Genomic DNA, 24038 nt, shown 5'->3' with positions numbered 1-24038 from the left:
ATTCACCACGCTTATATTTAACCCGTGGATTTTAACATTGTTTTGGGACTCGTATCTACGAAAAATCTATAAATGAACCAGAATAGAGCAAAAAACTCTTATTTCATGCATAGATATTTAATCTACTGAGCCTAATTGTGCAAAAATAAAACAAAAAGGCCGACATTAAATGTCGGCCTGTTTATTAAGCATCAAAATCAACAATTGGGTTAACATCTTGCTCATAATCAACTTCTTCAAATCCAAAGCCAAAGAGTTTCAAGAAATCTTCGTTATATGATTTGTAATCCGTTAATTCAAAAATATTGTCACTGGTTACTTGAGGCCATAAAGCTTCAATTTTTGCTTGAGTTTCAGGTTTAAGCTCAGGTAAGTCCATACGGTAACGACCTTCAGGATCTTGTAACGGCTCATTAGAATACAAACCTTGAGCAAACAAACGGTACGCCTGTTCAATACAACCTTCGTGAGTGCCCTCTTCTTTCATTATTTTATAAAGTAATGAAATGTATAGCGGCATAATAGGAATAGCAGAGCTAGCTTGAGTCACTAAGGCTTTTAATACACCAATTGATGCTTCGCCTTTGTAGTTAGCTAACGTTTCGTTTAGTTTGACACTGGTTTGATATAAATCTTCTTTTGCTTTACCTATGGTGGCATCACCATATATAGGCCAAGTTAATTTATCACCTAAATAGGTGTACGCAACCGTTTTAACACCATCGGCTAGCACGTCGGCTTGCTTTAATGCATCAATCCACATTTCCCAATCTTCGCCACCCATAACAGCCACAGTGCTATCAATTTCTTCTTGATTAGCAGGTTCAATGGTAACGTCTTCAATCACTAATTTATCAGTGTTTAAATTTTTAGCTGTGTATGCTTTTTCAATTGGCTTAAGCGTTGACGAAATCAGTTCACCTGTTTTGGGATGTTTACGACGAGGTGAAGCCAAGCTATAAACAACTAAATCAATTTTACCCATTTCGGCTTTGATTTTTTCAATGGTTTGCGCTTTGCACTCATCTGAAAATGCATCACCATTAATATTATCAGCCCATAAACCTTCAGCTTCTGCCGCAGCTTGAAATGCAGCTGAGTTATACCAGCCTGCAGAACCGGTTCGTTTTTCAGTTGCTGGCTTTTCAAAAAACACGCCTAAGGTTTTAGCACCGCCGTTAAAGGCTGCCATAATACGTGAAGCTAAACCATAACCAGTTGATGAGCCTATCACTAATACATTTTTAGGTGCATTGTCTAGCTTAGGTTGTTGTTTAACAAATTCAATTTGACGTTGAACACTTGCGGCACACCCTTTTGGATGGGCGTTTGTGCAAATAAAGCCACGAACTTTTGGCTTAATGACCATAATTTAAGTCCTATAAATATCTGATAAATGAATTATCTGTTGTTGTTAACGCAGTTAAGTTGCAACCATAAATAGTAATTTATGGCCACTCTACGCCTTGACGATTTTGGTAATAATTTAATTCGGTTAACTCGTGATATTTTGCAGAGCGAGTTAAAAATGACTTATAAGATTGATAAATTTTAGCGGTTTGTGGATCGGTTGCAACTAAATCTGCAATCACTTCTTGACTTGCTTGTTTTAAACCCTTTATCACATCTTGCGGAAACTGTTTAACCTGAACTTGATGATCATTAATTAACGTTTGTAAAGCTTGGTTGTTTTTAGCCGTGTATAACGCCAACATATTTGCATTGGTTTTTTCAGCTGCCACTTTTACTATTCGTTGTAAATCTTTTGGCAAGGCATTCATCGCTTCTTCATTAATAATAAATTCCATTGCAGCGCCCGCTTCTTGCCAAGCTGTAGCATAGTAGTATGGCGCGACTTTATATAGACCAAATGCTTGATCGTTGTACGGGCCAACCCAATCGGTCGCATCAATAGCGCCACTTTGCATTGAACTAAAAATTTCACCACCAGGTAACGAAACCGGAATGGCGCCAAGTTTAGATATAACATCGCCCGCCAAGCCCGGGATCCGCATTTTTAAACCTTTTAAATCATCTAATGAATTAATCTCTTTACGAAACCAACCTGCCATTTGCACGCCAGTGTTGCCACCCGGCAACGGAATTAGCCCAAATGGTTCATAAAGTTCACGCCATAGCTCATTACCACCACCGTAGTAAAACCAGCTATTCATCTCTTGTGCATTCATTCCAAAAGGTAGCGCTGTAAAAAATTGAGCCGCTGGAATTTTTCCTTTCCAATAATAAGCCGCGCCATGGCCCATTTGAGCCGCGCCACTTTTAACAGCATCAAAAATTTGCAACGCTGGCACCATTTCACCTGCGCCATAAATTTTAATATTTAAACGGCCAGCTGACATCACTGCCACATCTTTAGCAAATTGCTCAGGTACTGTTCCTAACCCCGGAAAATTCTTAGGCCAGGTTGTGACCATTTTCCATGTAACTGGTTTGAAAGACTCTCTCAACTCTGACTGATTAACTTTGTCTTCTGAACAAGCGGTTAACGCTAACGCCAGTGATAAAGCGGTCATCATTTTAATTATTGTTTGCATGGTAAACACTCAATGTATGATTAATTTATAGTAGATACAATGTCGGTTAATCTAATTTATGGTTGATATACTTGCGCTGGCAGCCAAGTTGATAATCCGGGCCATATAGCCAAAATAATCAATACACCTAACTGAATAGCAATAAAAGGCATTACGCCTTTATATATATCCGGGGTTTTAATTGTGCTGGGCGCAACCCCTCTTAAATAAAACAAGGCAAAACCAAATGGAGGCGTTAAAAAAGACGTTTGTAAATTAAGTGCAATCATAATCCCTAACCAAATCGGATCTAGCCCCATACTTAACAACACAGGCGCAACAATAGGCACCACCACAAAAGTAATTTCAATAAAGTCTAAAATAAAGCCAAGCAAAAAAATGATTAACATAACTAACAAGCAGGCCGTAAATACGCCGCCCGGCAAGTTATCAAACAAAGAATGTATTAGCTCTTCGCCGCCTAACCCTCTAAATACCAATGAAAAAATAGAAGCACCAATTAGAATCAAAAATACCATACTGGTGACTCTTACACTGGACTGACCTGTATAAGCTAATTGAGAAAATAACTGTTTTTTCATTGCCGCTAAAATCATAGCCCCAAACGCGCCGACACCTGCAGCTTCGGTTGGTGTTGCAAAACCAAATAAAATAGAGCCCAACACCACAAAAATAAGCGATAAAGGCGCAACCAAAGCTTTAATTAGTTCAACTGTTGTGGGTTTTGGCTGATCATCATTTATTTCAAACTTAGGCATCGCTTCAGGGTTACGCCAAGCCGTAAATAAAATATAAACCACATATAAGAGTACTAATAATATGCCAGGACCTATCGCCCCAACAAATAAGTCACCAACAGAAACCGTTTCAGGCGAAAAAATACCCTGCTTTAATTGCGATTGCTGATAAGCGTTAGAGATCACATCACCTAATAAAACCAAAGCAATAGACGGTGGAATAATCTGCCCTAAGGTGCCTACCGCGCAAATAGTGCCACAAGCCAATGAAGGCGAATATTTTTGTTTAAGCATAGCGGGCAAAGATAAAAGCCCCATGGTGACCACAGTTGCGCCAACAATCCCAGTACTTGCGGCTAACATAGCGCCAACTAAAATAACCGCAAAGGCTAAACCACCTCTAAAACGGCTAAATAACTGCGAAATCGAAGTTAATAAATCTTCCGCTACCTTAGAGCGTTCTAACGTAATGCCCATAAACACAAACAAAGGAACAGCGAGCAAGGTTTGATTATGCAAAATACCAAATATTCGGCTTGGCAAAGCATACAAAAAAGCAGGTTCAAAAACGCCAAGCAAATAACCAATTAACGAAAATAACAGCGCAGTACCCGATAAAGCTAAAGCAACCGGATAGCCTGTTAATAAAACACAGCAAACAAAAACAAACATTAGCAAAGATAAATATTCCATTTTATCCCTCGCCTTTTTCTGAAGCAGAAACAGCAGGTGATAACGATTTAGCAGTTGCAATGGTTTGCCATGCTTTAATCATTTCACTTATCCCTTGCAGCATTAATAACACCGCAAACACAGGAATACAGGTTTTAAGCAAATATAAAAAAGCTAACCCCCCTGATTCGCTAGACGATTCCATAATAGTCCAGCTATCCATCACAAAAGACCAACTCATCGTAATAATAAAAATGTTAACGGGCAAAAGTAAAAGCAAACCGCCAAGTAAATTAACCCAGGCTTTTTTAACCGCAGAAAATTTTGCGTAAAACAGATCTACCCGAACGTGCTCATTATGTTTTAAGGTGAATCCAGCGCCAAATAGCAAAACAATCGCATGTAAATAGATAACCGATTCTTGCAATGCAATTGAGCCTAAATTAAATCCGTATCTAAGCAATACAGTGCTTGTCATTAATATAACAACAGCAACCGCAAGCCAGCCAAGTATTTTGCCAAGGGCTTCTGAAAAAGCATCTATTTTTGCTGCGAGTAAATTGAGCATCAATGACAATGATTCCATTTAATAATAAGTTAAAATTAATTGACTTCTTTTTTGCTGCCGCCCATACAATTAGGTGATAATGGAACTTGATCTTGAGCGGTTTTCCAATCGTCTTGAGTGTAAGTATGAATTGCCAACGCATGCACCGGACCAGCTAATTCATCCGCCAAACAAGCATTGACTAAGCGATGGCGCGCTAATAACCTTTTTCCGTCAAATTCATCGCTAACAATAATCACTTTAAAATGTGAATCTTGCGCATCACCACTATGCATGTGGCTTTCATTTTGAACATCTAAAACAATGGGTGAAAAACTAGCTGATAATTTATCAATAATGGTTTGATGTGTTTCGTTCATATAAGTGTCTTTATCTTTCCTGTTAAGCGTGTAGGTACCGAAAAGTTAAATTTATACGCCCTTGATCTATTCGAGCGCGTTTGGGCAACGAATGATACCAGAATTCTTGCGTTGTGCCTGCCATAATTAACAAACTGCCTGATTCTAATTCTAATGAAAATACTTCATTTGTTAATCTATGCTTTAATTTAAAACTACGTTTTGTCCCTAAACTCAGTGAGGCAATCACAGGGTTAGGTCCCAATTCAGCTTCATTATCTGCATGCCAGCCCATACAGTCTTGACCATTGCGATATAAATTCGCCAATACACAATTAAATTGTGCGCCACTTGCTTGCTCAATACAGTGTTTAAGTTGTAATAAATTTTGAGTCCAGGGTGTTATTGAAAATCGTCGTTTTGAATATTGGTAACTTAATCCGGGTTCGCCATACAAAGCTTGCATTCGCGGAATTAAATGCGTTTTCCCGTACACCACTAACTCTTCCTGACGCCAATTTAATTCCTGATAAAGCGTTTGATACCATTGCATCGCCACTGAAGTTTCAAATAAAGATTCGAAATAATATAACTCGGCGTTGTTAAGTGAAAAACTTTGGGGCTGAATTAATTTTGTCATCGAAAATAGATAAGACCTCTTTTATTATCGGCCAGAGCCAGTAGACTATAGCCACTTAAAATCAGCTTGAATATGACTTGTGCAAAATAATCTTCCACAAAATAATCACCAACTTCAATTGGACGGGCTCCCAAGCCGTTTATCAAAATCAGAACTAACGCTTTGGCGCTACCCAAAGCAGGCAGTTCATTCACCGCTTCAAGCATGGGATAATGCTGATATTCTGTTAGCAAAAACGGCTGATAAAATATTAGCAATTGATGATGCGCCTAAAAATCTAGCCATTATTAACGATCAGTTTGGAGCCATCTGCTGCTTATTATCAGATTATAACCTTGATATTTATCAAGATTCAAAAATTGGCCGACTTGCTACCATAGAAAATTTGAAAAATAATCAATGCGCCTCTGTTTCTCAGCAGTTTAAAAATAATTTAGCCGAATTAAATTCACTTGATTTAGTTTTAATCAAAATTCCCAAAAATCTAGATTATCTTGAAGGTATCTTGGCTTACCTACATCAAAACGCCCCTGAACACTGCCAAGTAATCGCTAGTGCAAAAGCCAATCATGTTAACAAATCAGTTGTTAAGTTATTTAACCGCTACTTTAACCAAGTTAATGTCAGCCTAGCTGAAAAAAAAGCCAGAACCATTAACGCGCAGCAAAAACAGAAATCGCCCTACTCTTCATTTACCCCGTGGCTTAACTGGCAAACTGAGACAGGTTTACAAATTACAAATGCAGCAAATGTATTTTCTCGGTCTAGTTTAGATATTGGCGCGGCTTTTATGCTTACACACTTACCTTTGGCAAAAGACAAAACGGTAATAGATTTAGCCTGTGGTAATGGTGTACTTGGCTTACATTTAATAGAGCAGCAACCTAGTCGATTAATATTTTCAGATGAATCTTTCCAAGCAATTGAATCAGCTGAAAAAAATGTGCTAAAAAATCACCCTGACTATTATTCAAACTGTCAATTTGTCTGGCAAGACTGCTTATCTGAACAAGCAGACGAGTCTGCCGATTTAATCATATGTAACCCGCCTTTTCATCAGCAACACACAATAACGACTCATATCGCACAGCAAATGTTTAGTGATGCGCTTCGCGTCTTAAAACCAACCGGTGAATTAATCATTGTGGGTAATCGGCACCTTGGCTACCATAAAACACTAACCGATTTATTTGGCCAGTGTTCAATTGTCGCATCTAACCAAAAATTTGTTATTATTAAAGCCACAAAATGAACCGTAAAACCGACGGCTAAAAAATATTTTCACCAAAAAATCAGCGAGGCTCGCCATGAAATATCAGTTTCCTAAATTACTTTTAATTGCCATTACTTTTATTTTTAGCCAATTTAGTGCGCTTGCAAAACCCGATACTCAAGATTCAAATTTGTACCCTAGTGTTAAAATTAGCACTAGCATGGGCGACATTGTAGTTGAACTAAACCGTCGAAAAGCACCTATAACTGTGGCTAACTTTATCGAATATGTGGTTAATGGAGATTATAACGGCACTGTATTTCATCGAGTAATTGATGGATTTATCGCCCAAAGCGGCGGTTATGATAAAAATTATGAAGAGCTAAAAAAACGTGAGCCTATTTTTAATGAAAGTGGTAACGGGCTAACAAATGACCGAATGACTATTGCTATGGCGCGAATGAATGACCCACACTCAGCCGCTCGTCAGTTTTATTTTAATTTAGCAGATAATCAAAACTTAGACCCAGGTAGAAACTGGGGTTATTGCGTATTTGGCATTGTATTAGAGGGGGAAGCTGTTGTTGAAGCTATTGCAAAAGTGGAAACTAATTTTAACGAAACCTTTGGTGCGGCCGACGTTCCTGTAAAACAAATCACAATAAATGAAATGACTTTACTACCACGTCCTTAATTGCTGTCTATACTAGATAATATAAGATTCATTGAACGGGCCTAACTGTGAGAGTAACTCAATTTATTGATCTTAAATCAAAGCAACTTGCATTTTATGTGCGCGCTTTTTTATCGCACAGTATTGAATATGCCGAGCTTGATATTTTTATTTGGGATACCTTTGAAGAGTGGACTCAAGTAACAGTATCAGTAAATGACCCCTACTCAGCGAAAGAGCGTGTATTTTGGCATCTAATTCATCAAATCAGTTTTTGGCCACAAGATACTTTGCTGCATGATACTTTGCTTAATGACGAACTTAATATTTGTTCAAATTATATTAATGGCGATGGCAGTTTTCCGATGGATTGCGTTGGCATTCGGCCCTAATCTGTTAAGCTAACCTAATAATATAATAAACAAATTTTGAGTTTAAATGGACTGGTTTACACCTTACAAAGATAAACGAGTAATTGCGCTTTTATTCCTAGGGTTTTCATCTGGCTTACCCTTGTTACTGGTTTTTTCAACGCTGTCTTTTTGGCTTAGAGAAGCAGGGATAGACAGAGCTAGTATTGGCATGTTGAGCTGGGTGGCATTGGCATACGCCATAAAATGGTTATGGTCCCCGCTCGTAGATAAGTTAAAAATTCCGTTTTTAGACCGCATGTTAGGCCGGCGCCGTAGCTGGATGCTACTGGCTCAGCTATTAATCGCATTCAGTTTATTTTTAATGTCTGTTGCGAATCCACAACAGTCTCTGTGGTTATTTTCTTTATTAGCGCTTGCGGTGGCTTTTAGCTCCGCAACTCAAGATATTGTAATTGATGCGTTTAGAATCGACAGTGCGCCAACTGAGTTACAAGCGGCTATGGCTGCAACCTATTTAGCTGGGTATCGAATAGCTATGATTACAGCAGGTGCTGGTAGTTTGGTTATTGCAGCTTGGTTTGCACCTACTGAGCTTGAATTTAGCAATCTAGCTTGGCAAAAAACATATCAAATTATGGCGTTGTTAATGCTACCCGGAATTATTACAACCTTGCTCTGCCAAGAGCCTAACGCGGCGATATCTCAGCATACATCAACGCAAACAGCACATCCTTTTTCTCAACGAGTAATCAACGCTTTTTGGCAACCCATCGCTGATTTTTTTAATCGGTTTGGACAAACCGCATTTTTACTTATGGCGTTAATTGCCGTTTACCGTTTATCTGATGTGGTAATGGGTGTTATGGCTAACCCATTTTACATAGATACTGGCTTCACTAAAGTTGAGATCGCTTCTATTTCTAAAGTATATGGTGTGATTATGACTTTAGTCGGCGCGGCATTGGGTGGGATCATTTTAAAGCAAAAAGGCACGCTTTTTTGCTTATTTTTAGGTGGTCTTCTGGCTGCCGCCACTAATTTATTATTTGTCACTTTATCTATTAAAGGTAACGATTTAACTTGGCTAACGCTCGTTATCTCAATTGATAATTTAAGTGCTGGCATAGCCACCGCTGCTTTTATTGCATTTTTAAGTGGCTTAACAAATAAACAATTTTCCGCAACTCAATATGCCATTTTTAGCTCTAGTATGTTGTTATTACCTAAATTTGTCGCTGGGTTTTCAGGATTTGCAGTAGATGCATTTGATTACACCCTCTTCTTTATCGGGACAAGTTTATTGGGTTTACCTGCCTTGCTATTTATTGCCTTGCTTGCTAAAAAGAAAATACTAACCAATCAACAGGTGTCAAATGATTAAATTATTCGCATTATTACCTTTATTAACTTTCGGTTTATGGTGGCTATATTTACGTCATAATAACTGGACAATTAAAGAAGGAATGAGAGGGTTTAAAGTAATATTTGTATTTAATATTATTGTACTGGGTTTCTTTACTGCTATGTATTTTGCTACTCGGATTGAATAGCAAAATAATAGCTTGCTTACCACAGCATTGAAACCTGACACCCAAAATAATTTACGTTTTTAAGGGTCAGTGCATTAAAAGCGCTTAATGCATTTAATGCTGCAATAATTTAAAGTAATTACTGATTTTCTTCTTGTTCAGCAACACTTTGATTGACGACTTGGTCATCTGCTTTTGACGTATTGATAAACGCCGACACTGCCATAACTACTACAGCTAAAGCGACTGTCGTTAATTTTATTCCACCAGCTTTATTCATAATTTAACACCAAAAAATAGTTGAGCTTATTATTGTTATTGTTTGCTATATGCCAAACATTAGGTTGCTATAAAGTGATTTAGTTCCCATATTTGCATATTTATCCACAAAAACTATATTTAACACTAAATGAACGCTGGTAATATTAGCTTAATAAATAATCGGCAACAAGGCTAGATTACTAATTATATTAGATTTTTTATTTATTTTTTGAATCACAAAATCACCTAAATTAATCCACATTTTTTATTTTTCAATAAAATAATATAAAAAACAACAACCTAAATTAAATGACCTTTAAATTAACTGATCTTTCAATTGCTTAGTTACCACATCTGTTAGCTTAAATCGCTTATATTTGTCACAGCTCTCAGCTAAACTAATGCACAAAGTAGCAAAATGATGTCCACAAATATTTATTAAGGGAATAGCATGTCTTTTTATAGAAAATCTTGCTTGTTTGCCGCACTACTATTGTGTCAGAGTCAAGCTGTTGCGGCACCGAAAAACATCATTTATATGATAGGTGATGGTATGGGACCTAATTATTTAACCGCTTTTCGCTATTGGCATACCCAAACAACCGACAACCCAGTAAAACAAACTATTTTTGATTCTATTTGGAAAGGTGTCGCTATGACCTATCCAAAAGACAAAACGTTCGTGACCGACTCAGCCGCTGCAGGTACGGCATTGGCCACTCATCATAAAAGCTATAATGGCGCAATTTCAGTTGATCATGACCATAATTCACTTTATACCTTAATGGAATCAGCTACTCGAAAAGGTAAAAAAACCGGCTTAGTAGTTACTTCACAAATGACTCATGCAACACCTGCTAGTTTTTATGCTCACCAAAAAAATCGCGAAGAATATCCACAAATTGCGGATCAAATTGTTGATAACCGTATAAATAATAAGCCTGTCATGGACTTGTTATTAGGTGGAGGTCAAAATGATTTAATCCGTGATGACAGAAATATATTAAAAGAATTAGAGCTGTTAGGTTATCAAACAGAAACTGAATTTAGCCAATTAAACCAACTTTCAAGTTTACCCGCCATTGGTGTATTTCACCCAGTCGCCTTTCCATCAGCAATCGACTCTGATAACCAGCGCCTTGCTGATATGACAGGCCAAGCATTAAATTTATTAAGCGCTAGCGAAGATGGCTTTGTGTTGTTAATTGAAGGCAGCCAAATTGACTGGTGCGGACATGCCAACGATATTGCTTGTGCGATGGCAGAAATGCAAGATTTCGCAAATGCACTCGAATTAGTGGTTGAATATACGAAAAATAATCCAGATACACTTGTAATGGTGACTGCCGATCATGAGACGGGTGGTATGTCATTAGGTGCAAATAGCCAGTACCAGTGGTTTCCAAATATTATTGCCCAAGTTCATAACTCAAGCAAAACCATTAGCAAAAGTTTAGCATCTGCAAAAAATGTCCCGGTTGATATTGCTAAAGCTTGGCAAAAACACGTAGATTTTGTACTAGAAAAAAGTGAGTTAGTGGCATTTACTCAAATTAAAAGTAATAAAGCGCTGACAGCAGAACAACAACTTAACCAGCTTGATAAACAAATTAAAAATATCATTAATACTCGAAGCCACACAGGATGGACGTCTGGCGGGCATACTGCGTTAGATGTGCCCGTTTTAGCCTATGGTGAAAGTGCTGATATATTTAATGGTTTTCAGAACAATACTGACATTGCCGAAAAATTACTAAAACTCGTTAAATGAGCCCCGAAAAAATAATATCACCAAAAGGTGCGACAATATGTCGCATCCTTTTTATGGTTAAATCCTTTATAATTTCAATCAATTAACATTAATAATTGATTAAATTGAGAGGTTTTATGCGCAGTGCTTATTTTTACGTGTCCACATTATCTAGTTTAATTTTATTCTCAACCGTAACCCAAGCAAATCCAAATCATGGTCAAGACGTTAACCCTGCTTCCCACGCCCCTGCGGGTGTAATGGCTGAACACACTCATAAAGCGGGTGAAATCATGATTGGTTATCGTTTTATGCAGCAAAACTATGACCAACTGTATCAAGGCAGCGAAAAAATCACTCATCAGCAATTAACACAAGCCGGTTATAGTATGGCGCCAACCAGCATGACCATGAAAATGCATATGCTGGATTTTATGTATGCATTAAACGACAAAGTGACGTTAATGCTCATGCCACAATATATGAGCATGGATATGGACATGACAATGTTGGATAGTGGCTCTATGCAACATGATATGGGCGATATGAATCATATGGATGACATGCACGATATGCATACAAGCCATCAACATGGCACCTCAGGTTGGACTGATACGCAAGTAAGTGCTTTAGTTAATCTATATCAAAACCAGCATCATCAAGTGATTACTAATCTTGGGATTAGCCTACCGACTGGCTCAGTAGATGAAAAAAATAGTTCAGGCCAGTTTACGCATTATGGTATGCAACTAGGATCGGGCACTTATGATTTTGTGCCGTCGGTTACCTATACCGGACACTTGAATGCATTGTCTTGGGGCGCTCAGTTAGGCGCAAATATAAAACTAGAAGATGAAAATGATTCAGGTTTTAGTTTTGGCGATAAATATCATGTGACTGGCTGGTTAGCTTATCAAGTGCTTCAACCTTTAAGTATTTCAGCTCGTTTAAGCTATCAAACTCAAGAAGATATTAAAGGTCATTACAATGGCCCTCACGGTCACAGCGCCCCTTCTGATATTCAAGCCAACTATGGTGGACAATTTAGTGATTTGGGTTTAGGTTTTAATTATGCTCAGCAGACAGGTCCCTTAAAAGGTGTTCGCTTAGGATTAGAGTGGCAAACCCGCGTCGCACAAGATTACAATGGCTACCAGCTAGGCTTAGATGATGGTTTAAATGCCAGCCTCACTTACGCATTTTAACTAATAAAGCTAAACAATACGCATAATGAGTAGTTCCACGCTAGGACAGAACTGCTCATTAATTTTTTTAAAGTCACTTTATTTCCATATCTTTTGTAAGGCAATATAGAAAAAACCAACAAACACATCCTAAGGACAATATGCAAGAAATCGGTTTAGGCGGCAGTTGCCACTGGTGCACAGAGCCGATTTTTCAAAGCTTAAAAGGCGTAAATCAAGTACAACAGGGTTGGCTCTCAACAACCACAGAGCCTGATGTGTTTTATGAAGGTATTTTAGTCAATTTTGAGTCAGACATCAGTTTACATACTTTAATTAACATACACTTACATACCCATAGTTGCACCAGCCAACATGCACTTAGAGCCCGATATTTATCTGCCGTTTATTGTTTTAATGACCACCAGCAAAAGCAAGCGCAAACTATTATAAAAAAATGTCAAAGCGAATTTACAAAGCCGCTATTAACTCAAGCAGTCTGCTTTGCTCATTTTAAATCGTCACGCGATGATATTTTAAATTATTATTATCAAAACCCAGATAAACCTTTTTGCCAAACCCGAATTACCCCTAAACTAAAAAAGTTGCTTAAGCAATTTCCGGAGCTAATTTCAAATGACAAAAAAGCATGGATAAAATAACCAAACCTGTTTTCCAGCTTATGGTTTTAAGCTTCAGTTTCTCTTTGAACAAATCGCATAAATTTTGCTTGTAAATTATTTATCAATGGCTAGAGTTAAAGCATTAAAAATTAAAAAAGTTAAACCAAATGGAAGTCGTTAATTTTAGGGTGGGTAACCGCTTAGTTGCCTTCAACATATTAGATATTTTACTAACAGAAAAATTTGTGAATGATCAAACCTCTGTACCAAGTGACGATCAATCTTTTCTAGGGGTAAAAGACTTTATGGGACGACCAACTCCGATCTACGATCTGGGTTTAGCAATGAATAATATATCTACCCAAACCCAAAACAATAACGTGCTTCAAGTCTTAAGTGAAAAAGAACAGGCACATGAAATTTGGTTAGATACACTTGAAGAATCGGTTAAAAAAGAGCAAAAGTTCACCTTAACACGCGATCCAAAAAAATGTGATTTAGTGCAATGGTACACCCAGTTTACAACCTCAAACCAAGATTTATTAGATGTTTTAAAACGGATTGAAGCGCCCCACCGCCAACTGCATGCACTTGCCGACAAAGCGATTGCACTCACTGAACAAAATAACAAAGCGCAAGCCATTAAATTAATCCAACAAGAAAGAATACATACGCTTGCAAGCTTAAAACGATTATTTTCAATCGCTCGAGATCAACTAGCAGTCACTTACAAACCTGTTACTGTTTTTACCACAACGGATGGACGAACCCCCGCCTTGGGTTTTGTAGTCGATAAAGTAGAAGATTCGTTACATATTGAAGAAGAACATATTCGGCCACTGAAAGATATTGCTCCACACATCGGAAATATCGATCATAGAGTTAAAAATATGATTGATGGACTATTGACAGCCGGAGTGCAAAATAGTCTATTACTCAGTAGTAAATCTTTTTTATAAGCTCAGTAGCTGTTTATTGATAAGAGTCTGTATTTACTGATAGCATTAATCATCTATTCATCTTAATAACGAATTCATTCATGCCTGATAGCAAAATTAATTGGATAACCTTAGAACATGCGTCTGAAATTAGCGGCGCTTCTGTTGCTATCATTCAAGATACAATTCGCCGCTACCAAGACAACCCAGAAGCGTTTCGTTCTAAACTTGAAAACGATATTTATTATGTTGACCAAGCTCAAATTTTGCATTTATTTTCATCTTCATCACATCCTACTATAAAAGATAAAATTCCGGGGACCTTATTTCGCTGGTTTGATGAACTTAGAAAAACTTATGAAAACAGCCTATCTAGTATGCAAAAAAAAGTTGAAAAAGTTCAAGATGAAAACCAGCAAAATTTGCAACAGCAATATGAAACCCGAATATTTGAATTAGAAGAACAATACCAACAACAAATACTTAATTTAAAACAAGCCCATACCGAGCAAATTAAATTGCTCAAACGCAATATTTTAAAACTTGAAAAAGATATTAATTTTTATCAAACCCAAGCAACCAGCCAACATGAATCTATGGCTCAGCTCAACGCTCGATATGATGCAATTTTATTTGCCTTAAAAGGTCAGCACCAATCAACGTACGCTGAAAAAAATATAACCCCAGCGTTGCAAGACACCAAGCAGCCAGATAATATAAAACCCGCACCTAATAACGAACCAATCACCCAACATAACTCTAATTCGTTACTACAAAGTGCTTTTAAAGCAAGAGACAACCAAGATTACACACTTGCCAATGAGTTATTTGAGCAAGCAGCCATGTTAGGTAATAACAAAGCAATGGGCGCCTTAGCCAAAAGTTATTTTACGGCACAAGGCGTTGCTCAAAATTACGAAAAAGCGATTGCTTGGTTATATCTAGCTGCTGAGTTTAAATTTGAGCCAGCGATACAAAAAATAACCCAGTTTAAGCAAAACTATCCAACCCAATATCAAAATGGAATTGAATTAGCTCAAGCCATTGGTAGTCAAATCTTGATAACCGAAGACGACGCTGCTCAACCTTCTGAGCAAAAACCGGATAACTATCACGAAGCTTAATACTTTGGGGTTTATCATTTATTAATGATGTTTATTATCTTTAACGCGAGAAATCAGCAATGACATTAGTGGAAAAACAGGCACTCTACAGCGAATTTTTTACCATTTCGCTTTCACTGCAACTAAATTTAGTTGAATTTAAAGATAACGAAACCGTGCCTGATAAAGCTGGCTTTCTTGATGAAATGCCTTTTGTATTCAAACTCGCTACTCAAGTTAACTCAATTGAAGCAGAATCGCTGCGCACCATTAAAAATATGGGTAAACAGGCTGACGAATTAATTAATTTTTTAAATTTACAATCACAAAAAATTGATTTAATAATATCATATATTTTAATGCAAGAAGATAGCGAATCTGACCGCTACCAAAGCCAAGAATTTGGCGCTGGCGGATTAACCATTCAATCAGATAAAAAGTGGCCTCTGGAACAAAAATTTAGATTAAAAATATTTATTCCAGATGAATCAAGTGCAGTATACTGCTACGCTGAAATTATTGAAGCCACCCCTATCGATAACGGCTTTAACTATAAATTAGTTTATAGTCAAATAAGGGAAGAAGATCGCGAAATACTGGTACGAACGGCCTTACACCAACAAAGTAAGCAATTGCGTCAATTAGCACAACAAAAAGCACAGCAAGCGTCTGATTCGTCAAATTAGCGTTAACAAAAAAACATATAGTACTTGGCACTATCAATAATCATAGATAAATAACCAAACCATTTACAAATTAAACGCAGACAACAAAAGTGACAACAAAATTGAAAGCCTCTTTTAGCCTACCAGCAGAATGGCATCCACAAGATGCAGTGTTATTTACTTGGCCGCATCAAGAAACCGATTGGCAACCGATTTTGGCTCAAGTAGAGCCAATTTATGTCCAGCTCGTTAAAACCATTACCCGTTTTCAAGCGGTCGTATTGGTTTGCCATAACTTAGCTTTACAACAAAATATAAAACAACAATTAATCGAGGCTCAAATAAATTTAGCCGCCATTTTTTGGGTAATAACCCCCACCAATGATACTTGGGCGCGAGACCATGGCCCTATTACCTTGGTAAATAAACATCAAATAAATGCCTTAAATTATACTTTTAACGGCTGGGGAAATAAATTTGAAGCTGGCTTAGATAACCAAATAAACTCAGCCATTTTTGAACAACTTAATATCCAGCGTAGCCAAGATATACCACTAGTGTTAGAAGGTGGCGCAATTGAAAGCGACGGCCAAGGTGTATTAATGGTCACCAGTGAATGCTTATTAAACCCGAACCGCAACCCTAGCCTGACTAAACAAATAATTGAAACCCAGCTATTAAAACAGCTTGGGCTAAAAAAAATGCTATGGCTTGAACACGGCGCATTAGCCGGCGATGATACTGATGCACACATAGATACGCTTGCACGTTTTGCACCCGATAATCAAATTATTTACCAGGGTTGTAACGAGCAAAATGATCCGCATTATCAGCCACTCAATGCGATGAAAAAGCAGTTAAACGAATTTAAAAACAGTAGCGGACAAAATTATCAATTAGTTGAACTGCCTTGGCCCGAGCCTCAGTTTAATGCAAAAGGTGAGCAATTACCGGCAACCTATGCTAATTTTTTAATCATTAATCAGGCGGTATTAATACCTGTTTATGGGGTTAAACAAGATGAAATGGTATTAACCATTATGCAAAGTACCTTTAAAAATCACCAAGTCATCCCCATAAATTGCCGTGCTTTAATTGAACAATTTGGTAGTTTACACTGTATTAGTATGCAATTACCTAAAGGCTTTTTAAGCCATTATTTATCTTAATTTAGAGTGGTTATCACATGAATCCATTAACTGCCGCATTAGTCCAACAAAGTAATAATGCAGATGTAAAGCACAATTTTGCTAAAAGCATTAAAGGAATTAAAGAAGCTGCACAAAAAGGTGCCAAGCTGGTTGTTTTGCAAGAGCTACATCATTCGTTATATTTTTGCCAAACCGAAGACGTTAGCCAGTTTGATTTAGCTGAAACCATTCCAGGCCCCAGCACCAACACCCTTGGTGAATTAGCCAAAAACTTAAACATTGTAATTGTTGCTTCGCTTTTTGAAAAACGAGCTGCTGGCTTATACCATAATACCGCTGTGGTAATTGATGCAGATGGCAGCATTGCCGGCAAATACCGAAAAATGCATATCCCAGATGATCCGGGATTTTACGAAAAATTTTATTTTACCCCTGGTGATATGGGTTTTGAACCTATTCAAACACAGGTAGGTAAATTAGGCGTTTTAGTTTGTTGGGATCAATGGTTTCCTGAAGCAGCTCGTTTAATGGCAATGGCAGGCGCTGAAATCCTTATTTATCCAACCGCTATCGGCTGGGATCCTAATGATGATGAAGCTGAACAAAAACGGCAATTAGACGCCTGGGTTATTTCGCAAAGAGCCCACGCTGTTGCGAACGGTGTGCCTGTTATTAGTTGTAACCGCACTGGGCATGAAGCCGATCCAAGTGAACAAAGCAAAGGGATTTTATTTTGGGGTAATAGCTTTATGACTGGCTCACAAGGCGAAATTTTAGCGCATGCAAATGAAAGCGAAGAGGAAATATTAATTGCAGAGCTAGATTTAACGCGCAGTGAACAGGTGCGCCGAATTTGGCCTTATTTGCGGGACCGCCGAATTGATCACTATGCTGATTTATTAAAACTCTATCGAGATTAATTAACCAGTTCAGCTTGTATTCAGTTTAGTTTGATTAAACTCGTTTTGACCATAGGGTCAAAAGGTCGGTAATCCGAGGAGAATCAAATGAAATTTTTAACTCAAGCTCAGTACTTAGCTGCAACTGCGACCCTAACCGGGTTACTATCGTTACCCGCATTCGCAAATCATGATATTTATTCAGATCAGCAAATAAAAAAAGGAAAAGTGATTCAGGTAACGCCCACCTACGAAACAGTTCATGTTCAGCGGCCACAAAAAAGTTGCTGGACAGAAACCACTTATCCAAATAGACAATATGACCACGGCCATAGATATAGGTCAATTAACCATGCCCAATATCGCAATCAACACAATGACACCGCGGCGCCAATTATTGGTGCTATCATTGGCGGCGTTATCGGTAATCAATTTGGTAAGGGCAATGGTAAACCGGTTGCCACCGTAGCGGGGGCGGTTATTGGTGGCTCACTTGCAAATAAAGCAGCGTCTCACCGAATAGAGAAATACAACAAAGGCCGTTATAAACATAATAAGCACAGAGGCAAATATAAAGGTGCGATTACTAAAAAAGTATGTCGAGTTTCGCATCAAAATGTACAAACTATTAACGAATTGACAGGCTATGATGTAAGCTACCGATATCAAGGTAAAACCTATTATACGCATACTCAAAATCATCCAGGTGAGTATATAAATTTAGCTGTTCAAGTTACACCAATTGAATAACAGATTATTTTTAATCGTTTTTTAAATGCTGAGTCCACTTATCTCAATGAGTTAGCTCAGCTTTATTTATAAATTGTGTGAGTTTATGTTTAAACAATGCCGCCTTTTATTTTTGACCATTAGCTTAATTGCATCTTTGTGCTTGATCAGCCCTGTGCAAGCTCAAACAATGAGCATGCGCCATGCTGTTAATTCTGTGCAACAAGTTTACCAAGGCAAATTACTTAAAGCTTATAAAACACGCATAAAACAGCAAACCTATTACCGAATAAAAATGCTAATGCCATCAGGCCGAGTGGTGAGTATTTTAATAAATGCGCACACAGGCAAAATGCAAAAAGAATAAATTTATAGGATAAGTAAGCTATGCGGTTATTATTAGTTGAAGACGATCATCAGTTAAATCAGCGTTTATATCAAAATTTAACAGCACAAGGTTATGCCGTGGACACTAGCTTTGATGGTGAAGAGGGCTTGTATTTAGCGCAAGAAACTGACTATGATGTTGCCGTAATTGACATAGGTTTACCTAAATTAGATGGCCTAGCACTCGTTGAACAACTCAGGCATCATAAAACCTACCCTATTTTATTATTAACCGCACGTGACACTTGGCAAGATAAAGTACTTGGCTTGAATTCAGGCGCCGATGATTACTTGGCCAAACCTTTTCAAGAAGAAGAATTATTTGCACGTCTTAAAGCGCTCATTCGCCGCTCAGCTGGACAAGCCAACCCTGTTTTGCAGTTTGATCAACTTAAAGTCGATACCAATTTATCGCAAGTTCTTGTGAGCGACAAAGCTATTTCCTTAACCGCGTATGAATATAAGTTACTTGAGTATTTTGTTCGCCACCCACAAAAAATCATATCGAAAACCGAACTCACCGAACATTTATATGAACAAGATTTTGATCGAGATTCAAATGTTATTGAAGTATTTGTAAAGCGGCTCAGAAAAAAGCTCAACTCAGAACAAGCTAATTTATATATTCAAACCGTTAGAGGACAAGGATATAAATTCAGCCATGGTTAATTGGCGCACGATTAGCTTAACGAAGCGCCTATTGATTAGTAATATGCTGGTATGCATATTAGTTTTGCCTTTATTTGGCCTTAGCTTGTACCAAGCATTTAAACACCAAGCTCACTTATCACAAGCACAAGCATTAGAAGCTTATAGTTATAATCTGCTGGCCTCGAGTGAAATTGTGAATGGCAAACTAAAAATTATTGATGAGCTCGATGCGCCCAGTTTTCAACTACCAGATTCTGGCTTATATGCGATTATTCGCCACAAGCACCAAATTATTTGGCATTCTAACTCATTTATTGCGCCCACCACGCCAATCAAATGGCAAACAAGTCAAATAGGGGTGAGCCAATTCAACTCCATTCATTTTAATGGACAAGATTATTTTAACTGGCAACTGCATGTTGAATTTGAACAAGACGAGCAAATTTACCCTTTTACCTTTCATATTATAAAGCACAAACTAGACTACCAAACTCAACTGGATAGCTTTTTGAATACCATTTGGCGCTGGCTTTTGCTGATTGCGATTGCCTTTATTTTGGTTCAAAGTCTGTGGATTATTTGGTTTAGACGCCCACTAACCCAATTAAATCAAGAAATAAAAAGTGTAGAAAACCGTCAACAAGCGCAGCTTAGTGAAACCTATCCTATTGAAATAAATGCACTTAGTAAAAATTTAAATCGTTTAATTCAAACCGAACAACAACAAAGAAGCCGCTATAAAAATACCCTAGCCGATTTAGCCCATAGTTTAAAAACGCCCCTAGCGGTTATATACAATAGCCAAGACGTGAGTCCAAACATACAACCTCAGCTAGAGCAAATAAAACAAATTATTAACCACCAGCTAAAACGCGCTCGATCTAACGCGCAAAATAACTGGCATCTAGGCTGCAAAATTGAACCCATTGCTAAAGCTATTATTGAAAGTTTAAACAAGATTTATCAAGCAAAGTCCATTCAATTTCAATTGTCTATTGATACAAATAGTCTGTTTTTTGGAGAAGAAGCAGATCTTTACGAACTGTTAGGTAATTTGCTAGATAATGCCTGTAAGGCATGCCAATCAAATGTATTACTAGAAATTAGCCAACAAGAAGTTTTGAAAATTTGCGTCTCAGATGATGGCAAAGGACTATCAGATACCCAAATACAAAAGATATTAAAAAGAGGCCACCGAGCTGATACTTACGAGCAAGGGCATGGAATTGGGCTTGCTATCGTTCAAGATCTGGCCAATAGCTATCAAGCTAAACTTAAAGTGCATACGACTAGTCAACTTGGCGGCGCATTATTTGAGCTTAACTTTAAATAGCGAACACTATATTATCTATTAACTGTATTAACCGCCTTTTTCTATAAATTGTGCCTAAACCTGTGAATAAAGTACTGCGATTATTTTAAACAACTCAATATTAATGATTAAACAAGTGTTGATACACTTGGCTTTCATTCAAAAAAAGCTCAATTTGCTTTTCAGGTATCGGTGGGCTAAATAAATAACCTTGGCCAACTTGGCAGTGTTTCTCAACTAAAAATTGAACATGCTCTTTATGTTCAATTCCTTCGGCAATCACTTTCATATTTAATTTGTGCGCCATCGCTATAATCGCATCCGAAATGGCCATATCATCTTTGTCGTGGGGAATGTCTTTAATAAAAGCTCGATCGACTTTAAGTGTATCAATTGGGAATCGTTTTAAATAACTAAGCGATGAGTATCCCGTACCAAAATCATCAATAGATAGCTGAACACCCAAAGCTTTAATATCCTGCATTTGATGGATTGCCTCGTTAATATCACCCATTAACATAGATTCTGTTAATTCAATATCTAACCATTCAGATTTAATACCGGCTCGAGCGATACTATGCTGAATAATGTTAGCTACATTTTTATCTTTAAATTGGCGGGCAGATAAATTTACAGCCACCATGTAAGATTGATTATGTTTTTGGTTTAAACGAGCAATGAATAAGCTTGCTTCTGTTAACACCCACTCCCCTAACGCAACAATTAAACCGGACTGTTCAGCCACCGGAATAAAGATATTAGGTGGGATCATGCCTCGGGTTGGATGATTCCAACGTAAAAGCGCTTCAAATCCAAAAATTTTACCTGTTTTTAAATCAATTTGCGGCTGATAATATAGCTCAAACTCTTGCTCTTTTAAGGCAATTCTTAATTCACTTTCTAACAATATACTTTCTTGTAGCGCTTTATTTAATTCATCATTATAAAAATAAAAACCATTTCGGCCCGCATTTTTCGCTTTATACATAGCTAAATCAGCATTACGTAATAAATCCTCAATACTTAATGCGTCTTTAGGTGACAAGGTAATGCCCATACTCGCTGTTACTAAAACTTCAGCTGCTGCTAATTTTATCGGTTTAGCGATAATATTTTGTACATCAGTCGCCATTGATTGCGCTTTTTCAACACTTGAAATGCCACTCATAATAATCGCAAACTCATCTCCGCCTAACCGTGCAATCGTATCTTCGGCTCTGAGTCGCTGTTTTAGCCTTTTAGCAATTTCAGTTAATAATTGATCACCCGCTTCATGACCTAAGTCGTCATTCACTCGCTTAAAATGATCTAAATCAAAATAAAATAGACTAAAGGCATAATGTCCCCGCTTAGTCATTTCAAGCGATTTAGTTAATTGTGCTTTAAAAAAAGTTCGGTTATATAAATTCGTTAATGGATCATGGTAAGCCAGCTTTTCCATTTTTTTCTGGCTTTGCTTGATAAAACTAATATCTTGGGTTGCAGAAACAAAATGATTTGCGCCTTGCTTATCTTGAGTCATAGGTGAAAAAGTTTGAGATACCCAAATGCCTTCTCCTAACGGATGATCAATAAGTAGCTCCCCCTTCCAGGCTCGTCCGTCATTTAATTGCTCATACGCCATATCTAGTAACCAATGCATTTGTTTATCAACAACTGATTCAATATGAGCCCCAATCAGTTCAAATTCATCACGCCCCGTTAATTCAACAAATTTAGGATTCACAAATTCAATTTCAAATTGATTATTTAAAATAGCGATAGCCGTTTCACTGTGTTTAACCGCATTAGAAAGCTTTAATGCTGATAATTCAGCTATTTCTTTTTCGTGTATTTTTTCGTTTAAGCCTTCAATTAAATTATGAATTTCACCAGACATGCTTTCTAAAGTTCGAGCCATAGTGCCGACTTCATCTGAACTTTCTGTTAATTTTCCCAGCTTTAATTGCCCTTGTTTATGCTCTGTTAATACTTTTGCACAGTGGCGTAAACGAGATAAAACATAACGATTTAGAAAGCAATAAATAATTAACGACAGCAAAACCGCGACAAAAAACGCACCAAACAATAAATATTGCCTAAATCGCTGTAGGTGGTGTTCATCAATACTAAACGCATCGGTTAATGCAAAATACCAACCCAATTGAGGTATTGCGGTGACAGCGACTAATCGTTTTTCGCCATTTAAATTATATTCTTTTACCGATAAATCATTGGTATTTTGTAAACTAAAACGAATCACTTGATGGATATCTTGATTTAAAGAGGCTTCGTTGTTTAGCTCTGCAAAATTTCCTTGTTTTTCAGTTGTTAAAATAGATTCGTATTGCGGATGAAAAATTAGGTTATTTTTGCTATCAAACACAAACGCATCTCTATCTAATTGATCCGGCATTTTAGCTAGGAGTATCGTTTTTAAATCTTGAATTAAAAAATCAAAACTAGTGACCCCATAAAATTCATTATCTAAATAAACAGGAATGACTAAACTGCTCATCCAATGGTCTTGCAACTGATCATAATAAACAGGTGTCCAAATAGGCTGACGTGTGGGGTTATAAACTGGCGTACCAAGCTTGTAAAATAAATCGCGATTAAAGTCATAAACAGCGGGTAAGTTTTCAGCTATATCGGCTGGCTGAACCACAGTCAAACCTGATTTTGAAATATAATAAAATGCTGAAAACGATTGTGTTAAAACGGGCGAAAGGGTTGGCCAAATTGAAGTAAGCTCGTTTGCTTGCTGTTTTACTTGTTCATTTAGTGTTTGGTTGGCGGCTAAAAATATCCCTGTATTGTCTTTAGTACTGCGGTAACTTGAATCAGTTTGTTGTACCAAAAGCGTTTGCTCAGTAGCGCCTTTTACTGGCTTGTTTAGCGCATGCTTTACCTGACTATTTGTTATTTTTGCTAATTGAACCAAGCTATCAAGGTAGTGTGAAACAAATTGGGCATTTTGCTGTGCTGATGCGTTTAAATCACGACTGATAATAGATTCAATATACTTATCTTGTGCTTGGGTAAACATATAAACCCCTGCGGCGCCAATTAGCATACATGATAAAAAAATCGCGATACTGGCTTTA

General features: G+C 37.4%; 24 protein-coding genes. 16 read left to right on the top strand and 8 right to left on the bottom strand.

What is annotated here, in order from left to right; translation table 11 throughout:
• Positions 1–184 precede the first annotated feature (184 nt).
• The 6 genes from fabV to OLW01_RS04800 form a co-directional block, all read right to left on the bottom strand.
• Positions 185–1369: an enoyl-ACP reductase FabV gene (gene fabV, locus OLW01_RS04825; RefSeq protein ID WP_268075599.1), complete on the bottom strand. Its 1185-nt coding sequence runs from the start codon at positions 1367–1369 to the stop codon at positions 185–187.
• A gap of 79 nt (positions 1370–1448) precedes the next feature.
• Complete coding sequence (locus OLW01_RS04820) at positions 1449–2555, bottom strand: TRAP transporter substrate-binding protein (RefSeq protein WP_268075598.1); 1107 nt, start codon at positions 2553–2555, stop codon at positions 1449–1451.
• Positions 2556–2611: 56 nt separating this feature from the next.
• Entirely contained in the window at positions 2612–3985 is a 1374-nt protein-coding gene (locus tag OLW01_RS04815; RefSeq protein WP_268075597.1) for a TRAP transporter large permease, read from the bottom strand.
• Position 3986: 1 nt separating this feature from the next.
• Positions 3987–4550, bottom strand: coding sequence for a TRAP transporter small permease subunit (locus tag OLW01_RS04810; RefSeq protein ID WP_268075596.1), 564 nt, complete (start codon positions 4548–4550; stop codon positions 3987–3989).
• Between the two features lie 17 nt (positions 4551–4567).
• Complete coding sequence (locus tag OLW01_RS04805) at positions 4568–4891, bottom strand: BolA family protein (protein WP_268075595.1); 324 nt, start codon at positions 4889–4891, stop codon at positions 4568–4570.
• A 22-nt stretch (positions 4892–4913) separates the two neighbouring features.
• Positions 4914–5510, bottom strand: a complete 597-nt coding sequence (locus OLW01_RS04800; protein ID WP_268075594.1) for an alpha-ketoglutarate-dependent dioxygenase AlkB family protein — start codon at positions 5508–5510, stop codon at positions 4914–4916.
• A 79-nt stretch (positions 5511–5589) separates the two neighbouring features.
• Between OLW01_RS04800 and OLW01_RS04795 the strand changes: the two genes are divergently transcribed.
• Genes OLW01_RS04795 through OLW01_RS04780 form a run of 4 tightly spaced genes read left to right on the top strand, consistent with a single transcriptional unit; the run spans position 5590 to position 9151 of the window.
• Positions 5590–6762 carry a methyltransferase gene (locus OLW01_RS04795; protein ID WP_268075593.1) on the top strand — a complete coding sequence of 391 codons (1173 nt, stop codon included), beginning with the start codon at positions 5590–5592 and terminating at the stop codon, positions 6760–6762.
• Between the two features lie 55 nt (positions 6763–6817).
• Positions 6818–7417, top strand: coding sequence for a peptidylprolyl isomerase (locus tag OLW01_RS04790; RefSeq protein WP_268075592.1), 600 nt, complete (start codon positions 6818–6820; stop codon positions 7415–7417).
• 47 nt (positions 7418–7464) lie between these two features.
• A complete protein-coding gene (locus OLW01_RS04785) occupies positions 7465–7788 on the top strand; it encodes a hypothetical protein (protein ID WP_268075591.1) in 324 nt (107 codons plus the stop codon).
• Between the two features lie 46 nt (positions 7789–7834).
• Positions 7835–9151 (top strand): AmpG family muropeptide MFS transporter, encoded by a 1317-nt coding sequence (locus OLW01_RS04780; protein WP_268075590.1) that lies wholly within the window; start codon positions 7835–7837, stop codon positions 9149–9151.
• 287 nt (positions 9152–9438) lie between these two features.
• Here OLW01_RS04780 and OLW01_RS04775 read toward each other — a convergent pair whose 3' ends face one another.
• Positions 9439–9579, bottom strand: coding sequence for a hypothetical protein (locus tag OLW01_RS04775; RefSeq protein ID WP_268075589.1), 141 nt, complete (start codon positions 9577–9579; stop codon positions 9439–9441).
• 432 nt (positions 9580–10011) lie between these two features.
• Between OLW01_RS04775 and OLW01_RS04770 the strand changes: the two genes are divergently transcribed.
• From OLW01_RS04770 to OLW01_RS04715, 12 genes are all read left to right on the top strand, one after another.
• A complete protein-coding gene (locus OLW01_RS04770) occupies positions 10012–11331 on the top strand; it encodes an alkaline phosphatase (RefSeq protein ID WP_268075588.1) in 1320 nt (439 codons plus the stop codon).
• A gap of 116 nt (positions 11332–11447) precedes the next feature.
• On the top strand, positions 11448–12515 hold the full coding sequence (locus OLW01_RS04765; protein ID WP_268075587.1) for a transporter family protein: 1068 nt from the start codon (positions 11448–11450) through the stop codon (positions 12513–12515).
• A gap of 140 nt (positions 12516–12655) precedes the next feature.
• Positions 12656–13156: a peptide-methionine (S)-S-oxide reductase gene (locus OLW01_RS04760; RefSeq protein ID WP_268075586.1), complete on the top strand. Its 501-nt coding sequence runs from the start codon at positions 12656–12658 to the stop codon at positions 13154–13156.
• Positions 13157–13284: 128 nt separating this feature from the next.
• Positions 13285–14076, top strand: coding sequence for a CZB domain-containing protein (locus tag OLW01_RS04755; RefSeq protein WP_268075585.1), 792 nt, complete (start codon positions 13285–13287; stop codon positions 14074–14076).
• 80 nt (positions 14077–14156) lie between these two features.
• A complete protein-coding gene (locus tag OLW01_RS04750; protein ID WP_268075584.1) occupies positions 14157–15179 on the top strand; it encodes a tetratricopeptide repeat protein in 1023 nt (340 codons plus the stop codon).
• Positions 15180–15238: 59 nt separating this feature from the next.
• Positions 15239–15844: a PilZ domain-containing protein gene (locus tag OLW01_RS04745; RefSeq protein ID WP_268075583.1), complete on the top strand. Its 606-nt coding sequence runs from the start codon at positions 15239–15241 to the stop codon at positions 15842–15844.
• A gap of 89 nt (positions 15845–15933) precedes the next feature.
• Positions 15934–16992 carry an agmatine deiminase family protein gene (locus OLW01_RS04740; protein WP_268075582.1) on the top strand — a complete coding sequence of 353 codons (1059 nt, stop codon included), beginning with the start codon at positions 15934–15936 and terminating at the stop codon, positions 16990–16992.
• 17 nt (positions 16993–17009) lie between these two features.
• Positions 17010–17894 carry a carbon-nitrogen hydrolase gene (locus OLW01_RS04735; protein ID WP_268075581.1) on the top strand — a complete coding sequence of 295 codons (885 nt, stop codon included), beginning with the start codon at positions 17010–17012 and terminating at the stop codon, positions 17892–17894.
• An 87-nt stretch (positions 17895–17981) separates the two neighbouring features.
• Positions 17982–18623: a glycine zipper 2TM domain-containing protein gene (locus OLW01_RS04730; RefSeq protein WP_268075580.1), complete on the top strand. Its 642-nt coding sequence runs from the start codon at positions 17982–17984 to the stop codon at positions 18621–18623.
• A gap of 85 nt (positions 18624–18708) precedes the next feature.
• The gene (locus tag OLW01_RS04725) at positions 18709–18969 is read left to right on the top strand and encodes a PepSY domain-containing protein (RefSeq protein WP_268075579.1); all 261 of its coding nucleotides are present in this window, start codon (positions 18709–18711) and stop codon (positions 18967–18969) included.
• 20 nt (positions 18970–18989) lie between these two features.
• Positions 18990–19658: a response regulator transcription factor gene (locus OLW01_RS04720; RefSeq protein ID WP_268075578.1), complete on the top strand. Its 669-nt coding sequence runs from the start codon at positions 18990–18992 to the stop codon at positions 19656–19658.
• Positions 19651–20973 carry an ATP-binding protein gene (locus tag OLW01_RS04715; RefSeq protein WP_268075577.1) on the top strand — a complete coding sequence of 441 codons (1323 nt, stop codon included), beginning with the start codon at positions 19651–19653 and terminating at the stop codon, positions 20971–20973. Before OLW01_RS04720 ends, OLW01_RS04715 begins: the two co-directional genes overlap by 8 nt.
• A 100-nt stretch (positions 20974–21073) precedes the next feature.
• On the opposite strand, the gene OLW01_RS04710 is transcribed toward OLW01_RS04715, so the two are convergent.
• Entirely contained in the window at positions 21074–23980 is a 2907-nt protein-coding gene (locus tag OLW01_RS04710; protein ID WP_268075576.1) for a bifunctional diguanylate cyclase/phosphodiesterase, read from the bottom strand.
• Between the last annotated feature and the right edge of the window lie 58 nt (positions 23981–24038).

This window comes from Catenovulum adriaticum (genome assembly GCF_026725475.1).
Lineage (GTDB): Bacteria > Pseudomonadota > Gammaproteobacteria > Enterobacterales > Alteromonadaceae > Catenovulum > Catenovulum adriaticum.
The sequence above is the reverse complement of the archived record's forward strand: the minus strand, read 5'-3'. Positions and strand labels throughout refer to the sequence as shown.